The 18186-nt window shown below is 63.3% G+C and carries 13 protein-coding genes and 1 pseudogene; 5 read left to right on the forward strand and 9 right to left on the reverse strand.

Features of this window, described 5'->3' with window-relative positions; genetic code table 11:
* Positions 1-191 precede the first annotated feature (191 nt).
* The 3 genes from DMX11_RS04380 to ycaC form a co-directional block, all read right to left on the reverse strand.
* Positions 192-1010 carry an alpha/beta fold hydrolase gene (locus tag DMX11_RS04380; RefSeq protein ID WP_110743390.1) on the reverse strand — a complete coding sequence of 273 codons (819 nt, stop codon included), beginning with the start codon at positions 1008-1010 and terminating at the stop codon, positions 192-194.
* A gap of 40 nt (positions 1011-1050) precedes the next feature.
* A complete protein-coding gene (locus tag DMX11_RS04385; protein ID WP_110743391.1) occupies positions 1051-1359 on the reverse strand; it encodes a hypothetical protein in 309 nt (102 codons plus the stop codon).
* Between the two features lie 117 nt (positions 1360-1476).
* Entirely contained in the window at positions 1477-2106 is a 630-nt protein-coding gene (gene ycaC / locus DMX11_RS04390; RefSeq protein WP_110743392.1) for an isochorismate family cysteine hydrolase YcaC, read from the reverse strand.
* 261 nt (positions 2107-2367) lie between these two features.
* On the opposite strand from ycaC, the gene DMX11_RS04395 reads away from it, so the two are divergent.
* Complete coding sequence (locus DMX11_RS04395) at positions 2368-3795, forward strand: mechanosensitive ion channel family protein (RefSeq protein ID WP_110743393.1); 1428 nt, start codon at positions 2368-2370, stop codon at positions 3793-3795.
* A 48-nt stretch (positions 3796-3843) separates the two neighbouring features.
* Here DMX11_RS04395 and DMX11_RS04400 read toward each other — a convergent pair whose 3' ends face one another.
* Both DMX11_RS04400 and DMX11_RS04410 read right to left on the reverse strand, forming a co-directional pair.
* Positions 3844-5130: an FAD-binding oxidoreductase gene (locus tag DMX11_RS04400; protein WP_110743394.1), complete on the reverse strand. Its 1287-nt coding sequence runs from the start codon at positions 5128-5130 to the stop codon at positions 3844-3846.
* A gap of 174 nt (positions 5131-5304) precedes the next feature.
* Positions 5305-6795 (reverse strand): aldehyde dehydrogenase family protein, encoded by a 1491-nt coding sequence (locus DMX11_RS04410; RefSeq protein ID WP_016712672.1) that lies wholly within the window; start codon positions 6793-6795, stop codon positions 5305-5307.
* A gap of 135 nt (positions 6796-6930) precedes the next feature.
* On the opposite strand from DMX11_RS04410, the gene DMX11_RS04415 reads away from it, so the two are divergent.
* Together DMX11_RS04415 and DMX11_RS04420 are read left to right on the forward strand one after the other, a co-directional pair.
* A complete protein-coding gene (locus DMX11_RS04415; protein ID WP_110743396.1) occupies positions 6931-7821 on the forward strand; it encodes a LysR family transcriptional regulator in 891 nt (296 codons plus the stop codon).
* 128 nt (positions 7822-7949) lie between these two features.
* Positions 7950-9344, forward strand: coding sequence for a VOC family protein (locus DMX11_RS04420; protein ID WP_110743397.1), 1395 nt, complete (start codon positions 7950-7952; stop codon positions 9342-9344).
* Positions 9345-9463: 119 nt separating this feature from the next.
* On the opposite strand, the gene DMX11_RS26370 is transcribed toward DMX11_RS04420, so the two are convergent.
* The 3 genes and pseudogenes from DMX11_RS26370 to DMX11_RS04430 form a co-directional block, all read right to left on the reverse strand.
* A complete protein-coding gene (locus DMX11_RS26370) occupies positions 9464-10324 on the reverse strand; it encodes a methyl-accepting chemotaxis protein (protein WP_371921782.1) in 861 nt (286 codons plus the stop codon).
* Positions 10319-11416: pseudogene (locus DMX11_RS26375) on the reverse strand (Cache 3/Cache 2 fusion domain-containing protein); the annotation flags it as partial. The pseudogene DMX11_RS26375 and the gene DMX11_RS26370, both read right to left, overlap by 6 nt.
* Before the next feature lie 192 nt (positions 11417-11608).
* The gene (locus DMX11_RS04430) at positions 11609-12535 is read right to left on the reverse strand and encodes a LysR substrate-binding domain-containing protein (RefSeq protein WP_110743399.1); all 927 of its coding nucleotides are present in this window, start codon (positions 12533-12535) and stop codon (positions 11609-11611) included.
* A gap of 157 nt (positions 12536-12692) precedes the next feature.
* On the opposite strand from DMX11_RS04430, the gene DMX11_RS04435 reads away from it, so the two are divergent.
* Positions 12693-14081, forward strand: coding sequence for a NorM family multidrug efflux MATE transporter (locus tag DMX11_RS04435; RefSeq protein WP_110743400.1), 1389 nt, complete (start codon positions 12693-12695; stop codon positions 14079-14081).
* A gap of 105 nt (positions 14082-14186) precedes the next feature.
* Here DMX11_RS04435 and DMX11_RS04440 read toward each other — a convergent pair whose 3' ends face one another.
* Positions 14187-15851, reverse strand: a complete 1665-nt coding sequence (locus DMX11_RS04440) for a bifunctional diguanylate cyclase/phosphodiesterase (RefSeq protein ID WP_110743401.1) — start codon at positions 15849-15851, stop codon at positions 14187-14189.
* A gap of 297 nt (positions 15852-16148) precedes the next feature.
* Here DMX11_RS04440 and rep point away from each other — a divergent pair, with 297 nt between their 5' ends.
* Complete coding sequence (gene rep / locus DMX11_RS04445; protein ID WP_105947259.1) at positions 16149-18158, forward strand: DNA helicase Rep; 2010 nt, start codon at positions 16149-16151, stop codon at positions 18156-18158.
* Positions 18159-18186: the final 28 nt, after the last annotated feature.

Here is an 18186-nt window from a genome sequence, read left to right on the forward strand (position 1 = left end):
CCGGCAGGGGGACTGCGAAGCATGCCGGTTGATGCAAGGCTTGGGCTTGGATGGATGTGCGGTGGGTTGAAGAAGGTTAGCCCTGGTCAAGCTTTTTGCTGTCTGGGCCGGCCTCTTCGTGGGTAAACCCGCTCCTACAACGGACTGCGAACGTCTGTAGGAGCGAGTTCACCCGCGAATGTTTCCCACAATTACCGCTGAAGGAACGCCAGCAAGTCCTCATTCAGCTGCTGCGCATGGGTCACTGCAAAACCGTGCGGCGCCCCGGCATACACCTTCAACTCCGCCCCGCGAATCAGCTCTGCGGCCTGCTTGCCGGTGGTCTCGAATGGCACGATCTGGTCGTCATCGCCATGAATCACCAGGGTCGGCACATCGACCTTGGCCATGTCCGGGCGGAAGTCGGTTTCGGAGAACGCCGTCACGCAATCCAGGGTGCCCTTGATGGACGCCATCAGCGCGATGTTCAGCGTCTGCGTCTGCACGCCCTGGGACACCTGCTGGCCATGGTTGATGCCATAGAAAGGCGCAGCAAAATCGGCGATGAATTGCGCTCGGTCGGCACGCAGGCCGGCGCGAATACCTTCGAACACCGACAGGTCGACACCTTCAGGGTTGTCGTCACGTTTGCCGAACACTGGGGTTACCGCGCCCAGCAGCACCAGCCCGGCCACCCGCTCGCTGCCGTGGCGGGCGATATAGCGGCTGACGTCACCGCCCCCCATCGAGAAGCCCACCAAGGTGACGTCGCGCAGGTCGAGGTGCTCGATCAACTGGGCGATGTCATCGGCAAAGGTGTCGTAATCGTAGCCGTTCCATGGCTGGCTGGAACGGCCGAAACCCCGGCGGTCGAAGGCGATGGTGCGGTAACCGCGGCTGGCCAGGAATTCCATCTGCGAATCCCACATGTCGGCGTCCAGCGGCCAGCCGTGGCTGAACAGCACAGGCTTGCCACTGCCCCAGTCCTTGAAATAGATCGACGTGCCATCGCGGGTAACGAACGTGCTCATAACGGTATCTCCTTGAACGTTTCGAGGTATAGGCGTCGGCTCAGCCGCGCAGCCAGTTGGCGCAGCGGCGAGTTACCCAAGGCATGATGTAGAACACCACGGGCAGGATGACGAACAGGTTGACGATCAGGTTGCCGGTGATCACGCCGCCCAGCTGCGGGAAGCGTGCGAACAGCGGCGCCAGCAGTTGCGGGACGACCATGGTCATCGGGCAGATCACCAAGTAGGTCAGCAGCGCCTGCTTCCAGCGCGGCGGTTGCGCTGCCGGGGTGCCCGGCGAGCGATCAAGCACTTTGTGTTGCAGGCATACGGTCACCACTTCGCGGTTGTCATGGAGTGCGGTGTTCATCGGCGTTCCTTGGGATGAGCTTGCCCGCATCCACTGTGCAACGGCGGACGGGCGCTGGATTGGATAGGTGTGCTGCCCTGGGCGGGCACCGATTGGCGGTGCCCGCGGCGTTTGCGCTTATTTGTTGGCGTTGAAGGCGTTGTAGCTGGTCATCAGGTTGCGGTAGTCCGGGATGTGGTTGGAGCACAGCGCGGCCAGGCCTTCGATGTCGTTGCGCCAGTCGCGGTGCAGCTCGCAGGCCACGCCGAACCAGGTCATCAGTTGCGCACCGGCACGGCTCATGCGGTCATGGGCGGCGTCGCGGGTCATGGCATTGAAGGTGCCGGAGGCATCGGTCACCACGAACACGTCGAACTCTTCTTCCAGGGCGGCCAGCGCCGGGAAGGCTACGCACACTTCGGTTACCACGCCGGCAATGATCAGCTGCTTCTTGCCGGTGGCCTTCACTGCCTTGACGAAGTCTTCGTTGTCCCAAGCGTTGATCTGGCCTGGGCGGGCGATGTACGGCGCGTCCGGGAACAGTGCTTTCAGCTCGGGCACCAGGGGGCCGTTGGGGCCTTGTTCAAAGCTGGTGGTAAGAATGGTCGGCAGGTTGAAGAACTTGGCCAGGTCGGCCAGGGCCAACACGTTGTTCTTGAAGGCGTCCGGCTCGATGTCGCGGACCAGGGACAGCAGGCCCGCCTGGTGGTCAACCAGCAGTACGGCGGCGTCGTCTTTGTTCAGGCGGTTGTATTTGAAGTTGTTCATGGGGGTAGCTCCTAAGGGTTTTGATTTTCAGTAAGTTGGGTGTTTCGCGTTGATGGGAGAAGATTAAAACCATCACCTTTGGAGCGGTAGATAGCGGTTTTTGGCTTTAGCGTTCTGTTATGTGAACGATGATTTGACCCTGGAATTTGCTGGCCGCTTCGCGGGCGTGCCGGCATCCACAGGCACTGCGCCAGCCCCATTGCTTGCAACAGCAACCTGCTCTATTACTACCCACAGCCCTCCCCTCTACCCGAGATCATCATGCTGGCGTTCATCCAGTCGTCCCCGTTGTTGCTCGGTACCGCCCTGATCCTGCTTGACCTGGTGCTCTGGCAATCAATCCCCATCCAGCGCCGGGCCTGGCGCATCGGCACACGGCTGGTGATCTTCGTAGTGTTCAGCTCGGTGCTGGTGGCCGCCGGCATGAGCCCGCTGCAACCGCCTCCTTGGCCCGACGATGTTCCCCGCAATTTGATGGCCACGGTGCTGACGATTGGCTGGTGGCTGTTCGGCGCGCGCACGGTAACCGTGGTATTCGGCCTGCTGCTGGTAGCCCGTGGCAGCCATGGCGGGCGCTTGCTGCAGGATGTGCTAGGCGCGTTGATCTTCCTCGCTGCCGTGGTCGCGGCCGCAGGCTATGTGTTGCAACTGCCGGTGAAGGGCCTGTTGGCCACGTCCGGGGTGATGGCCATCGTTATCGGCCTGGCCCTGCAAAGCACCTTGGCAGATGTGTTCAGCGGCATCGTGCTGAATACCACGCGGCCCTATCAGATTGGCGATTCGATCTCGATCGACGGCACTGAAGGCAAGGTGGTGGATATCGACTGGCGGGCGACGCGCATGATTACCGGCACCGGCAGCCTGGCGGTCATTCCCAACTCGGTAGCGGCCAAGGCCAAGCTGCTCAACCACAGCCGACCGGCCGACCGCCACGGCGTGGCCATCAGCGTCGTGGTACCGGCCAAGGTGCGCCCGAGGAAGGTATTCGATGCGCTGGAAAAGGCCTTGCAGGGCACAACTGCCCTGCTCGCCTCACCTGCGGCCAAGGTATCGGTGAAAACGTCCACGTTGGAGTCTGTGGAATACGAAGCCAGTGGCTTCATTGCCGAGGCTGCACGCAAGACCGAAACGCGCAACCAGCTGTTCGACCTGGCGCACCGCCATCTGGAGGCCAGCGGGGTGATGTGGAACGTCGATTTGACCCTGCCTGCGCGCAGCCGCCAGCGCGAGGTCCTGGACGAAGTGCGGGTGTTCCGCTCGCTGAGCGATGAGGAACGGGATGCGTTGAGCCAGCGCATGACCGCAGTGGAGTACCTGGCGGACCAGGTGATCCTCGGCGTGGGCGAGCATTCCGATCATTTGCTGGTGATTGGCAGCGGTGTGGTGTCGGCATCGGTGCGCGATGGCGAGAAGCTGCTGGAAGCCGGGCGCATGGGACCGGGTGAAGTATTGGGGGTCGAGGGGATCATCGACGAAGACAATTCGTTTGCCGAGTTCCGTACGCTGACCAGTTGCGTGCTGTACCGGATCGACAAGGAACAGGTGAAGACCTGTTTGCAGCAGCGTGGCGACGTGCAGACGGCGCTGAGCAAATTGCAGCGGTTCCGGCGGCAGAGCCGGGAGTCGTTGTTGCTGCAAAAGCCGACCTTGATCAAGAAAGGCGGCTTCCTCAGCTGGCTGCACAAGTAAGCCTGCGCCGGCCTCTTCGCGGGCGTGCCCGCGAAGAGGCCAGTGTCCTTACAACACTACCCTCAGACACTGCCCCGCGTGGTAAAGCGAGAAGCCGGACTCGTAGAACGCGGTCCGCAGCGAAGGTGCACTCACGCCGCTCATCGGCGAAAACGGAATCGGCAGGCTGTCCGCCTCACCCTTCAGCAGGAACTCGGCAAACGCCCGGCCAATCACGGTGCCGGTGGTATTGCCGCGCCCGTTGTACCCGGTCACTGCCACCAGCCCAGGCGCCGGCTCGAACAGGCGCATCAGGTGGTCGGGGGTGAAGTCGATGCAGCCGGTCCAGTGCATGTCCCACTCGACCTTGCCCAGCTCCGGGTAGTAATGGCTCTGAATGCGGTCAGCCCAGCTGCGCACGAACCAGGACGGTTTGTTGTCGACTCGGCCCAGGCTGCCGAGCAGCAGGCGGCCCTGGTCGTCACGGCGGATGCTGCTGAGCACGGTGCGGGTGTCCCACGAACCTTGCCCGTGTGGCAGCACCTTGTCGGCCGCCGCACCCTGCAGCGGTTTGGACGCCACCTGGTAGTAATAGCCGCGGAAGAACTGCTTCTGCAGGTTGCTCCAGTCGCCTTCGGTGTAAGCACCAGTGGAAATCACCACCTTGTCGGCGCGCACCGAGCCACGTGCCGTCTTCACCCGCCAGGCGTCGCCATCACGCTCCAGGCCTTCGACCGAGGACTGCTGGAACAGCTTGCCACCCAAGCGTGCCACGGCAGCTGCCAGGCCCTGGGTGTAGCCCATCGGGTTGATGGTGCCGGCGCGCCGGTCGAGCAGCGCGGCGGAAATCTTGTTGGTACCGCAGTATTCCTGGCATTGGGCGCCGGTCAGCAGCTCTACGTCGGCACCGCGGCGGCGCCATTGTTCGTGGCGGGCCTCGAGGTCGGCGATGCCGGTGGCGTTGTGCGCCATGTGCAGCGTGCCTTTGTGCTGGGCCTGGCAGTCGATGCCGAGCCGCTCGATCATGGCGAACACTTCAGCCGGGGCTTCGCCAAGCACCTTGTTCAGGCGGCTGCCCTGCTTCTGGCCAAGGGTGGCCTCGACGTCGTCGGGGCGGATCCAGGTACCGGCGTTGACCAGGCCGACGTTGCGCCCCGAGCCGCCGTGGCCGATCTTCCAGGCCTCCAGCAGGATCACTGACTTGCCCTGTTCGAGCAGGTGGATGGCCGCCGACAGGCCGGTAATACCGCCGCCGATCACACAGACATCAGCCTTGTGCTCACCGGCCAGGGCCTGGGCGGCGACGGTCGGTTTGCTGACGTGTTCCCACAAGCATTGTTGACGCAGTTCGGACATGGCCGGCTCCAGCAGTGTTGTTCTTGTAGCGGTTGGAGCGGCGCTGCCGCCCATTCGCCGGACAAGCCCGCTCCCACAGGGACCACACAGGCCTGAAGGCCAGCGGAGATCCTGTGGGAGCGGGCTTGCCCCGCGAACCGGGGGCCACGCCCCCGGCCATGCAACATCAATACATCAGTCGAACACGATACCCTGCGCCAACGGCAGTTCACGCGAGTAGTTCACAGTGTTGGTCTGGCGACGCATGTAGCCTTTCCAGGCATCCGAGCCCGACTCACGACCACCGCCGGTTTCCTTCTCGCCACCGAACGCACCGCCGATCTCAGCGCCGCTGGTGCCGATGTTGACGTTGGCGATACCGCAATCGCTCCCCGAAGCACTCTGGAAGCGCTCGGCTTCACGAATGTCGGTGGTGAAGATGCACGACGACAGGCCTTGTGGCACTTCGTTGTTCAGGCGCAGGGCCTCTTCGAAGTCGTCATAGGCCAGTACGTAGAGGATCGGGGCGAAGGTTTCGTGGCGTACCACGTCGCTTTGCGCCGGCATTTCGGCAATGGCTGGCGACACGTAGTAGGCGTTCGGGTACTGATCGGCCAGCTGACGCTCGCCACCAAACACCTGGCCACCTTCGTCGCGGGCCTTGGCCAGCGCGCCCTGCATGGCGTCGAACGACAGCTTGTCGATCAGCGGGCCAACCAGGTTGTCCTTGCGTGGGTCGCCGATGCGTACTTTGCCGTAGGCAGCTTTGACGCGGGCAACCACTTCGTCCTTGATCGAACGGTGCACGATCAGACGGCGCAGGGTGGTGCAGCGCTGGCCGGCGGTACCCACCGCAGAGAACAGAATGCCGCGCACGGCCAGGTCGAGGTCGGCGCTCGGGGCCAGAATCATGGCGTTGTTGCCGCCCAGTTCGAGGATGCTGCGGCCGAAGCGGGCAGCCACACGCGGGCCGACTTCGCGACCCATGCGGGTGCTGCCGGTGGCGCTGACCAGCGGTACGCGCGGGTCGTCGACCATGGCTTCGCCGGCTTCACGGCCGCCGATGACCAGTTGCGCCAGGCCAGCCGGAGCGTCGCCGAAGGCTTTCAGGGCTTTTTCGAACAGCGCCTGGCAGGCCAGGGCGGTCAGCGGAGTCTTCTCGGACGGCTTCCATACCACCGAGTTGCCGGCCACCAGGGCCAGGGCGGTGTTCCAGGCCCACACGGCAACCGGGAAGTTGAAGGCGCTGATAACCCCGACCACGCCCAGCGGGTGCCAGGTTTCACGCATGTGGTGGCCCGGGCGCTCGGAAGCGATGGTCAGGCCGTAGAGCTGGCGTGACAGGCCAACGGCGAAGTCGCAGATATCGATCATTTCCTGGACTTCACCCAGACCTTCCTGGGTGATCTTGCCGGCTTCGATCGAGACCAGCTCGCCGAGGTCGGCCTTGTGTTCACGCAGCACTTCGCCAAACAGACGCACCAGCTCGCCACGGCGTGGGGCCGGCACAGTGCGCCAGGCTTCGAAGGCGCTCTGGGCCTGATCGATGCGGGCGATGGTCTCGGCCTTGCCGAGCAGTTTCACCGAGGCGATCTGGCTGCCGTCGATCGGCGTGTGAACAGGGTAGTCGCCCTGGGTGTAAGCCTCGGCGGCAACGCCAAGGCGCTCGAGCAATCCAGCAACCATTTGTGCATCTCCTACATCGGTGATGGGGTGGAAAAATGATGTGGATCAGTATTAATCCGATCACATGGGTACAACAAACGACCTTTATTCCGCATATCATTCCGCCAGGTAATGATTTGAGCCGCAGAGACCACTATGTCCAAACGCCTGGTGCCCTCCATGACCGCCCTGCAGTGCTTTGAAGCTGCAGCCCGCCATTTGAGCTTTACCCGTGCCGCCGAAGAACTGCACCTCACCCAGAGCGCCGTCAGCAAGCAAGTGGCGCAGCTGGAAGACATGCTGCGCCATCACCTGTTCCTGCGCATCCGCCGGCGCTTGCAGCTAACCCCAGCCGGCAGCCTGTACCTGGCCGAGGTCAACAAAATCCTCACCCAGGTGGACATGTCCAGCCGCTACGTACTCACCTACGGCGAGCAGACCGAGATATTGAAGGTAGCCACTCAACCGAGTTTTGGCGTGCGCTGGTTGATCCCGCACCTCAAGGGGTTCGGCAAACGGCACAGCAATATCCACCTGGATATTCGCAACGAGATGGAACCGTTCGCCCTGCTGCAGGGCTCGGCTGACGTGGTGTTCTTCTATGGCCAAGGTACCTGGCCGGGGGCTACCTGCGTGGAACTGTTCCGCGAAGAAGTGGTGCCGGTATGCGCGCCGGAGCTGCTGGCCGGGCGTGAGCTTGGGGGTGCCGAGGAGCTGGCCGAGCTGGTACTGCTGCAAAGTACCTCGCGGCCGGAGGCCTGGCATGAATGGTTCCTGGAGCAGGACCTGCAGAGCGTCAGCGCCTACCACGGCCCGCGCTTCGATACGTTCTATATGGCGTTGAGTGCGGCACAGGCGGGGTGCGGGGTGGCATTGGTGCCACGTTATCTGGCCGCGAAGGAATTGGCGGACGGTAGCCTGGTGGTGCCGTGGAACCATGCGATGCGCAGCACCGGGGCGCATTACCTGGCGTATGCTGAGCATGCGGCGGAGGTTCCCAAGGTGCGGGCGCTGGTGGAGTGGATTCACGAACAGCTGCAGGCTTGAAGGGTCTAGCCGCGAAAGAGGTCTGAGGTCGATCAAAAAAGGAATGACACACTCACTTTTTTTCGCTTGTGAGCCAAGTGCATTCCCAGCTTTCATGTAAGCGTCCGAACCTAACCAGGAAGCTAGCGATGCCCGCCCATGATTTCGTCAGCCCCGACAGCATTCGCGCGCAGTTCTCTGCCGCCATGTCGCTCATGTACAAACAGGAAGTGCCGCTGTACGGCACGCTGCTGGAGCTGGTGAGCGAAATCAACCAGCAGGTCATGGCCCAACAGCCCGAGGTCGCCCAGGCCCTGCGCTGGACTGGCGAAATCGAGCGCCTGGACCACGAGCGCCATGGCGCCATCCGCGTTGGCACCGCCGAGGAACTGGCAACCATCGCCCGCCTGTTCGCGGTAATGGGCATGCAGCCGGTTGGCTACTACGACCTCAGCTCTGCCGGCGTGCCTGTGCATTCCACTGCCTTCCGCGCCGTGCACGAGCAGTCGCTGCACGTCAGCCCGTTCCGCGTATTCACCTCGCTGCTGCGCCTGGAGCTGATCGACAACCCGCAGCTGCGTGAGCTGGCACAGGGCATTCTGGCGAAGCGCCAGATCTTCACCGCCCGCGCCCTTGAACTGATCGCCCAGTGCGAGCGCGACGGCGGCCTGAACGCCGCAGACGCCGAAGCGTTCGTGCAGGAAGCGCTGCACACATTCCGCTGGCACCATGACGCCACCGTCACCGCCGAGCAGTACCAGCAGTTGCACGACCAGCACCGCCTGATTGCCGACGTGGTGGCCTTCAAGGGCCCGCACATCAACCACCTGACCCCCCGCACGCTGGACATCGATGCGATTCAGGTCGGCATGCCGGCCAAAGGCATCCCGCCAAAAGCCGTGGTCGAAGGCCCGCCCACCCGCCGCCACCCGATCCTGCTGCGCCAAACCAGCTTCAAGGCCCTGCAGGAAAAGGTCGCCTTCAGCGACCAACAGGGCAGCGAAGGCAGCCACACCGCGCGCTTTGGCGAGATCGAGCAACGGGGTGCGGCACTCACGCCGAAAGGCCGTCTGCTTTACGACAAGCTGCTTGATGCGACCCGCGCGGCCCTCGGTGGTGCACCGGCCGAAGCGAACGCCGAGCGCTACATGGCATTGCTGAAGGAAAGTTTTGCCGAGTTCCCGGATGACCTGGCGCAGATGCGCGAGCAGGGCCTGGCCTACTTCCGCTACTTCGCCACCGAGAAAGGCCTGGCTGCGCGGGACCAAGCTGGCCGCCCGACTACCCTGGAGGGCTTGATCGAGGCGGGCCATGTGCACTTCGAGGCACTGGTGTACGAGGACTTTTTGCCGGTGAGTGCGGCGGGGATCTTCCAGTCCAACCTGGGTGACGATGCGCAGGCCGAGTACGGCAGCAATGCCAACCGCGATGCATTTGAAGCGGCGTTGGGGCTGCAAGTGCAGGATGAGCTGGCGCTGTATGCACAGAGCGAGCGGCGCTCGCTGCAAGCCTGCGCGCAAGCATTGAACCTGGGTTCGATGTAAGCCTGTAGAGGGGCCGGGGGCGCCTGTGGGAGCGGGCGTGCCCGCCTCCACCAAGGTTTCTCAAGCCTTAGCGCTTGAGCACGAACGTTGCCCCTACAGGTACCATGCAGGCGGCTGTTTCAGCGGAAGCGGTCCACTTCCTGGCGCAACTGCGCCGCCAACCCTTCTAGTTCCCGTGCGGTAAACGCCAGCTCATTGGCCACCTCACGTTGCTCGCCGTTGGCCTGGGCAATGCTCTGCAAGTTGCGGCTGAGCACGGTCGCCGTGCTGCTCTGCTCCTGGGTCGCCGTACTGATCACAGCAAACTGCTCGCCCGCCGCGCGGCTTTGCTCGTCGATACGCGCCAGCGCCTCTGCCACCTTGTCATTACGCTCCAGACCTTCCTGCATCAGCTGGTTACCCTGCTCCAGCGTGGTGATGGCATGTCCGGTCTGCTGCTGGATGCTGGTGATCATCCCAGAGATCTCATCGGTGGCCTGGCGGGTTCGTGCTGCCAACCCACGCACCTCATCAGCCACCACTGCAAAGCCACGCCCCTGCTCACCGGCGCGGGCCGCCTCGATGGCCGCATTCAACGCCAACAAGTTGGTCTGCTCGGCAATTGCGGTGATCACGCTGATGATGCCGCCGATTTCTTGCGAACGGGCCCCCAGGCTATCCATCACCGTGGCGGTACCACCAAGGGCCTCGGCAATCTGCTTCAGCGAGCGCGATGCCTCATCCATGGCGCTGCGGCCGATGCGGGTCTGCTGGGCGTTATCGCGCGCCATACGCTCAGTGCCCGCCATGTTGTCGGCGATGTTCATGGATGTGGCGCTGAACTCCTCCACCGCACCAGCCATGCTGGTGATTTCGCCGGACTGCTGGTCCATACCCTCGCAAGCACCAGCAGACAAGCCGGACAGCGAACGGGCGCGGGTGCTGACTTGCTCGGAAGCGCTGCGGATATGCTCGACCATGGTCGACAACGCCTCGCCCATCTGGTTGAAGCTACGGGCCAGCTGGCCGATTTCGTCATGGCTGGTCACGCTCAGCCGCGCGTTCAGGTCGCCAGCTCCAAGCGCTTCGGCCTGACGCACCAGGTCGTCCAGCGGGCGCAACTTACGCCGCAGTAACCAGAGTGTGGCTGCCACAGCCAGCAGCATGGCCAGCAAGCTGCCAATGGCCAGGCGCAGGCCGACGCTCCAGGTCACCTCGCGAATTTCCGCCATCGGCATGCTCGCCACCACCGTCCACGGGCCTTCGGCAAAGGGCGCTGTGACCCTGTACAGCGGCTGCTCGGCATTGGCGGGCGGTACCAGCCATTGGCCCTTCTCGTCCTGCAACGCCAGCGAACCAGTCTGGCCGATGCGGAAGCGCTTGAGGTTGGCAAACTGGGCGTTCTGCGCGTCGGTGTAATCGAAACCGACGAACAACACGGCGATCACGCGGCCATTACTGTCGCTCACCGGCACGTAGCGGGTCATGTAGTTGCGCTCGAACAGCACGGCGCGGCCAACGTACATTTGCCCGGCCAGCAGCTTGGGGTAGGCCGGGTGCTGGCGATCGAGCTGGGTACCGATGGCGCGGCTGCCATCCTGCTTCTTCAAGTTGGTGCTGATGCGCACGAAGTCGTCGCCACTGCGCACGAACAAGGTGGCTATGCCAGCGGTCATCCGCTGGAATTCGTCCACCTGTTGAAAGTCGTTGTTCAGCAGGTGGTCGCCTTGGTACAAGGCCGGCGTGGCTTGCCCGGCGACCTGCACGGTCTCGCCAGCATGCAGCGACAGGCCCGAGGCGAAGCGGCTCTCGAACAGGCCGCTCAGGCGCTGGGTATTGTCCTTCAGCGAGCTGTGGAACGTGTCGAGCTGGTCGGCCAGCAGGCGCGCTTCACTGGCCAGGTGGGCCTGACGCGTGGCGAGGTTGGCATCGTCCAGCGAACGCAGGGCGAACAGGGTACTGCCGGATATCACCAACGCCAGCACGATGGCGAGGGCGACACCGAGTTGCGAGGCGATGCGGGCACGCGGTTGAGACATGGGAAGCTCCTGGCAAGAGGCCGGGATCATCCTGATCACGCTGACCGCCCGCATTCTTGTAGACGGGAAGCGCGCCCTCTTCCGGGACGCTGGTGCCAATGGATCGGCGTCGCTGGCAAATACTTGAGTGTCGGGCCGGGATATTCGCAAACGTTTTCCATCGTCTGTTCCGGCCTTCCCACAGGCACTGGCAGGGTCAGGCCGTGCGCACGGCTGCTCCTACAGGAGTTTGGCCTGTGCAGAAGATCAGACGGGTGGCAGGATTTCCACGTCGGGCAAGTCCATCGCCGCCACCTCCTGCTCAAGAAACGCGCTCAACCGCCGCAAGCGCTCCCCCCCGCGCCGGGTCCGCGGCCACACCAGGTAGTAATCCATGCCACTGGGCACTGCGGTCGGCCAAGGCAGGCTCAGGCGATTCTGCGCCACATCCTCGGCCACCATCAGCAAGTCGCCCATTGAAATCCCGTAGCCACGCGCTGCCGCAATCATGCCCAGCTCCAGGGTGTCGAATACCTGCCCCCCCTTGAGCGACACCTTGTCGCTGAGGCCCATGCGCTCCAGCCATTCGCGCCAGTCGCGTTTATCCACCGTGGGGTGCAACAGCTCGATGCCGGCAAGCCTGCAGACGTCCCAAGGTTCTTGGTCGAGCAGGTCTGGGGCACCGACGGGGATCAACAACTCCGGGAACAGCTTGCGCACCTCCCAGTCCGGCGGGAACACCCCGTCGCTGAGCAACACCGCACAATCGAACGGTTCCTGGCTGAAGTCCACATGGTCCACGTCCATCCAGGCGCTGGTCAGCTGCACCTCGTTACCCGGCTGCAGGTGGCGAAAGCGGCTCAGGCAGGCCAGCAACCAGCGCATGGTCAGGGTCGAAGGTGCCTTCATGCGCAGGATGTCATCTTCGCCACACAAGGTTTCGCAGGCCCGCTCGAACGCTGCAAACCCTTCACGCACCCCCGGCAGCAACACCCGCCCCGCCTCGGTCAGTTGCAGGCTGCGCCCGCTGCGCACGAACAGGCGACAGGCAAAATGCTCTTCCAGCGTGCGGATATGCCGGCTTACGGCACTTTGGGTAATCGACAGTTCTTCGCCAGCGCGGGTGAAGGAGCTGAGCCGTGCGGCAGCTTCGAATGCGCGTAGGGCATACAACGGTGGTAGCTGGCGTGGCATGAGGCACCTGCAAAATGGGCGTGAGGGCTGAATCACCAATGAGCATACATACATGAGTTCAAATCATGGCAACCATCGCTTTTATCCTTTTGTGCAAAGTTGACCGAAGCCTCAGAATCGCCCTTCGGTCATCACCCCAGGAAGAAGGACAGCCCTCATGCACGTTGCGCCCACCACAGAACTCAAGGCTTTGCTGCGCCTGGCCGGGCCGCTGATCGCCTCGCAGTTGGCGCACATGCTGATGGTACTGACCGACACCCTGATGATGGCTCGCATCAGCCCGCAAGCCCTGGCCGGTGGTGGCCTGGGGGCGGCAAGTTATTCGTTCGTGTCGATCTTTTGCCTGGGCGTGATCGCCGCGGTCGGCACCCTGGTCGCGATTCGCAAGGGCGCCAACGACATCGAAGGCGCCACGCGCCTGGCACAGAGCGGCCTGTGGCTGGCTTGGGGCCTGGCACTGTTCGCCGCGCTGGTGCTGTGGAACCTTGAACCGGTGCTGCTGCTGTTCGGGCAAAAACCCGAGAACGTGGCTTCGGCTGCGCAGTTCCTGACCCTGCTGCCGCTGGCCCTGCCGGGCTACCTGACCTTCATGGCCTTGCGCGGCTTCACCAGCGCCCTGGGCCGCTCGACCCCGGTGATGGTCATCAGCCTGGTAGGTACGGTGCTCAACTACCTGTTCAACGTGGCGCTGATCGAGGGCATGTTCGGCCTGCCCAAGCTGGGGCTGATGGGCATCGGCCTGGTCACCGCAGTGGTGTCGATGGGCATGGCCATCGCCCTGGCCTTGTACATCCGCTGGCACCCGGCCTACGCCGCCTATCCGCTGCGCAAGGGGCTGTCGCGCCCGTCGCTGCCGGCGCTGCGCGAACTGTGGCGGCTGGGCCTGCCGATTGGCGGCACGTACATGGTGGAAGTGGGCCTGTTCGCCTTCGCCGCGCTGTGCATGGGTGTGCTGGGCAGCACCGAACTGGCGGCGCACCAGATCGCCCTGCAGATCGTGTCCACGGCGTTCATGGTGCCGACCGGGCTGTCTTACGCAGTGACCATGCGCGTAGGCCTGTACTACGGCGCCGGTAACCTGCTGGCGGCGCGCAGCGCCGGGCGGGTGGGCATTGGCTTTGGCGCGACCATCATGTTTGCTTTCGCAGCGCTGTTCCTGCTGCTGCCCGATGCACTGGTGGGGTTGTTCATCGATCGGAATGACCCAGGCTTTGCAGCCATCTATCACCTGGCGGTGCAATTGGTGATGGTAGCCGCGTGGTTCGAGTTGTTCGATGGCATGCAGACCATTGCCATGGGCTCTATCCGCGGGCTGAAGGATGCCAAGACCACCTTCCTGATCGGGCTTTGCTGCTACTGGCTGGTGGGCGCGCCGAGTGCCTGGCTGTTCGCGTTCAACCTGGGTGGTGGGGCGGTCGGGATCTGGTGGGGCTTGGCGCTGGGCCTGGCGTGTGCGGCGGTGGCGCTGACGTTTGGCTTTGAGTGGCGGATGAAGCGGTTGATGAGAAAGGCTGGTGTGCCCGACAGGTCCGCAGTGCCAGTGTGATAGTCGGGGCTGCTCTGCCGCCCTACCGCAACACCAGGCCGCTCCCACATGGCATGGGGGAGCGGCCTGGTGTTGCGATGGAGGGCCAAGCTCTCCCCTGCGATGTCACAGGCTAACCAGCTTCGGCCTGCTGCAATCCAGCAGAAAATCGATCAACTCCGCCACCGGCAGCGGCTTGCTGACCAAAAAGCCCTGCACCTGGTCACACCCAAACCCGCGCAGCAATGCCAGCTGCTCTTCACTTTCCACCCCTTCAGCCACCACCTCGAGGTTGAGGTTGTGCGCCAGGTTGATCATGGCGTGCACCAGCTTGCGATTCTCTTCGCGCATCTCCATCTCGGCAACGAAGCTGCGGTCCACCTTGAGCAAGGTAATCGGCAGGCTGTTGAGGTGGACGAACGACGAAAAACCGGTGCCAAAGTCATCCAGCGAAAAGCGCACGCCCAACCGGCCGAGAGCGTCCATGGTCTGGCGCACCAGTTCGTTGCGGCGCATCACCGCCGTTTCGGTCAGTTCGAATTCCAGCCAGCGGGCGTCTACGCCGTGCTCGAGGATCAGCCGGCTCAAGGTGGCCAGCAACTGGCTGTCCTGAAACTGGCGGAAGCTCAGGTTGACCGCCATGTGCAGCGGCTCCAGGCCGCGCTCGCACAACGCCTGCATGTCGCGCAGGGCGCGGGAGATCACCCAGTAGCCCAACGGTACGATCAGCCCGCTCTGCTCGGCCAGCGGCACGAACTCGCTGGGCGGCAGCAACCCGCGCTCGGCATGCCGCCAGCGCACCAGCGCCTCAAGGCCGACGATACGCCCGTCAGCCAGGTTCAGCCGCGGTTGGTAGTGCAGTTCCAGTTCGTCACGGCGCAGGGCGCGGCGCAGCTCGCTTTCCAGGTCGGCGAGGCTGCGGGCGTTGCGGTTGATACGTTCATTGAAGACATGGAAGGTGCAGCCCTGGCTGCCCTTGGCCTGGCGCATGGCGATATGCGCGTGCCACATCAACGGGTCGGCGCCGCCCTGGGCACGAGCATGGGCCAGGCCCAGGCTGCAGCCTAGCAGCAGGCTTTCGCCGTCGATCCAGTAGGGTTCGGCCAGGGCCTCGACGATACGCTCGGCAATCCACTCGGCGCGGTTGGCGTCGCGGCGGGTGTCGATCAGCAAGGCGAATTCGTCGCTGCCCAAGCGTGCCAGTTGGTCGCCCGCCTCCAGCTGGTGCTTCAGCCGCGCCACCACCTGCAGGATCAGACGGTCGCCGCTCTGATGGCCAAGGGCATCGTTGACATGGCGAAAGTTGTCCAGGTCGAGATGGCCAAGGGCAATGCCACGGCCTTCATTCTCGGCCAGGCGTGCGGTAAGCAGGGCCTGGAAGCCTTGGCGGTTGGCGATGCCGGTCAGCGGGTCTTGCTCGGCCAGGCGTTGCAAGGTAGCCACCAGCACCCCGCGCTCACGCACATGGCGCAGTGAGCGGCGCAGGGTATCGGCGTTAAGCTGGCCACGTACCAGCCAGTCGCTGACACCGCTGGGTGCAGCCGCAGGCTCGTGGTCGAGCAGCAGGATCGTCGGCAGCTCGCAGCGCCCGGGCGCTGGTTGCAGTGCCGAGGTTGCCAGGATCACGGCTTGGCGGTCGTGGCTGAACAGGCTGTCCACCGCTTCCCAGTTCGGTGCGGTCAACAGCACTGCGCTGCCGTCCAGTGCCTGCACGCAATCGCGCAGCAGCACGGTCCATTCCGGCTCATCAGCCAACAGCAGCAAACGCAGAGGTTCGACAGGCGTGGACAAGCGGGCTCCTTAGGGCTTTACGGTGCTACGGGAGAGATCGGGTATGCTACTGCATTAATGAAAATGATTTACACTTTTATACATGCAGTGAAAGGTGCTGCGTCCCGACGTATTTTGTCGTGCATCCTGCGCGAAACCTGACCGGTCGGCAAATACGATTTTTCCAGTACATGGCATTAGTCTGACTAATACTCACGGCTGCACAAAAGTCTGACTCAGACGTCAGACGGTCGCGCCACAACCGCCCCATGCCTGTTAGAATGCGCGGCTATTTTCTGGCGACCCCCGGTTTCTAGCATGTCCCGACTCAATCCCCGGCAACAGGAAGCCCGTGACTACGTCGGCGGCCCTCTTTTGGTGCTCGCCGGTGCAGGTTCGGGCAAGACCAGCGTAATCACGCGCAAGATTGCCCACCTCATCCAGAACTGCGGCATCCGTGCCCAGTACATCGTCGCGATGACCTTTACCAACAAGGCCGCGCGCGAGATGAAGGAGCGAGTCGGGACTTTGCTGCGTCCGGGGGAAGGCCGCGGCCTGACGGTGTGCACGTTCCACAACCTGGGCCTGAACATCATCCGCAAGGAGCACGAGCGCCTGGGCTACAAGCCGGGTTTCTCGATCTTCGACGAGTCCGACATCAAGGCATTGCTGTCGGACATCATGCAGAAAGAATATTCCGGCGACGACGGCATCGACGAGATCAAGAACATGATCGGTGCCTGGAAGAACGACCTGATCCTGCCGCCAGAGGCCCTGGAAAAGGCGCGCAACCCGCGCGAGCAGACCGCCGCCATCGTCTACACCCACTACCAGCGAACGCTCAAGGCGTTCAACGCGGTGGACTTCGACGACCTGATCCTGCAGCCGGTCAAGCTGTTCCAGGAGCACCCCGAGGTGCTGGAGCGCTGGCAGAACCGTGTGCGCTACCTGCTGGTGGACGAATACCAGGACACCAACGCCAGCCAGTACCTGCTGGTAAAAATGCTGATCGGCATGCGTAACCAGTTCACCGTGGTGGGCGACGACGACCAGTCGATCTACGCCTGGCGTGGTGCGCGCCCCGAGAACCTGATGCTGCTCAAGGAGGACTACCCCTCCCTGAAGATCGTCATGCTCGAACAGAACTACCGCTCCACCAGCCGCATCCTGCGCTGCGCCAACGTGTTGATCGCCAACAACCCGCATGCGTTCGAGAAGCAACTGTGGAGCGAAATGGGCGTGGGCGACGAGATCCGCGTGATCCGCTGCAAGAACGAGGAAGCCGAGGCCGAACGTGTGGCCATGGAAATCCTCACCTTGCACCTGCGCACCAACCGCCCGTACAGCGATTTTGCCATCCTCTACCGGGGCAACTACCAGGCCAAGCTGATCGAGTTGAAGCTGCAGCACCACCAGGTGCCGTATCGCCTGTCGGGCGGTAACAGCTTCTTCGGCCGCCAGGAGGTCAAGGACCTGATGGCCTACCTGCGCCTGCTGGTGAACCCGGACGATGACAACGCCTACCTGCGGGTAATCAACGTACCGCGCCGCGAGATCGGCTCCACCACCCTGGAAAAGCTTGGCAACTATTCCACCGAGCGCGGCATTTCGATGTACGCCGCCAGCGAAGAGCTGGGCCTGGGCGAGCACCTGGACGCGCGCTACACCGAGCGCTTGCAGCGTTTCAAGCACTGGCTGGACGGGGTGCGCCACAAGGTTGCCCTGGAAGACCCGATTGCCGCACTGCATGAGATGATCCGCGACATCGACTACGAGAACTGGATCCGCCAGCAGACCGCCAGCGACAAAGCTGCCGAGTTCCGCATCAGCAACGTCTGGTTCCTGGTCGAAGCGCTGAAGAACACCCTCGAGAAGGACGAAGAGGGTGACATGACCATCGAGGACGCCATCGGCAAGCTGGTGCTGCGGGACATGCTCGAGCGCCAGCAGGAAGAGGAAGAGAACGCCGAGGGCGTGCAGATGATGACCCTGCACGCCTCCAAGGGCCTGGAATTCCCTTACGTGTTCATCATGGGCATGGAAGAGGAAATCCTCCCGCACCGCTCCAGCATCGAGGCCGATACCATCGAAGAAGAACGCCGCCTGGCCTACGTGGGCATCACCCGCGCGCGCCAGACCCTGGCCTTCACCTTCGCTGCCAAGCGCAAACAGTACGGTGAAATCATCGACTGCACGCCCAGCCGGTTCCTCGACGAACTGCCGCCGGACGACCTGGCCTGGGAGGGCCTCGACGATGCACCGGTCGAGGTTAAGGCCGCTCGCGGCAACAACGCCCTGGCCGATATCCGGGCAATGCTCAAACGCTGATCAACCATTACTCTTTAACTTTGCCGCC

The organism is Pseudomonas sp. LB-090624 (assembly GCF_003205205.1).
In the GTDB taxonomy this organism is placed as follows: domain Bacteria; phylum Pseudomonadota; class Gammaproteobacteria; order Pseudomonadales; family Pseudomonadaceae; genus Aquipseudomonas.

Coding starts and splice junctions, on each gene's coding strand:
- DMX11_RS04420 (WP_110743397.1), top strand. CDS start 7,950: ATGCCCGCCCATGATTTCGTCAGCCCCGACAGCATTCGCGCGCAGTTC.
- DMX11_RS04435 (WP_110743400.1), top strand. CDS start 12,693: ATGCACGTTGCGCCCACCACAGAACTCAAGGCTTTGCTGCGCCTGGCC.
- ycaC (WP_110743392.1), bottom strand. CDS start 2,106: ATGAACAACTTCAAATACAACCGCCTGAACAAAGACGACGCCGCCGTA.
- DMX11_RS04400 (WP_110743394.1), bottom strand. CDS start 5,130: ATGTCCGAACTGCGTCAACAATGCTTGTGGGAACACGTCAGCAAACCG.
- DMX11_RS04415 (WP_110743396.1), top strand. CDS start 6,931: ATGTCCAAACGCCTGGTGCCCTCCATGACCGCCCTGCAGTGCTTTGAA.
- DMX11_RS04410 (WP_016712672.1), bottom strand. CDS start 6,795: ATGGTTGCTGGATTGCTCGAGCGCCTTGGCGTTGCCGCCGAGGCTTAC.
- DMX11_RS04430 (WP_110743399.1), bottom strand. CDS start 12,535: ATGCCACGCCAGCTACCACCGTTGTATGCCCTACGCGCATTCGAAGCT.
- DMX11_RS04380 (WP_110743390.1), bottom strand. CDS start 1,010: ATGAGCACGTTCGTTACCCGCGATGGCACGTCGATCTATTTCAAGGAC.
- rep (WP_105947259.1), top strand. CDS start 16,149: ATGTCCCGACTCAATCCCCGGCAACAGGAAGCCCGTGACTACGTCGGC.
- DMX11_RS04395 (WP_110743393.1), top strand. CDS start 2,368: ATGCTGGCGTTCATCCAGTCGTCCCCGTTGTTGCTCGGTACCGCCCTG.
- DMX11_RS26370 (WP_371921782.1), bottom strand. CDS start 10,324: ATGGGCGAGGCGTTGTCGACCATGGTCGAGCATATCCGCAGCGCTTCC.
- DMX11_RS04385 (WP_110743391.1), bottom strand. CDS start 1,359: ATGAACACCGCACTCCATGACAACCGCGAAGTGGTGACCGTATGCCTG.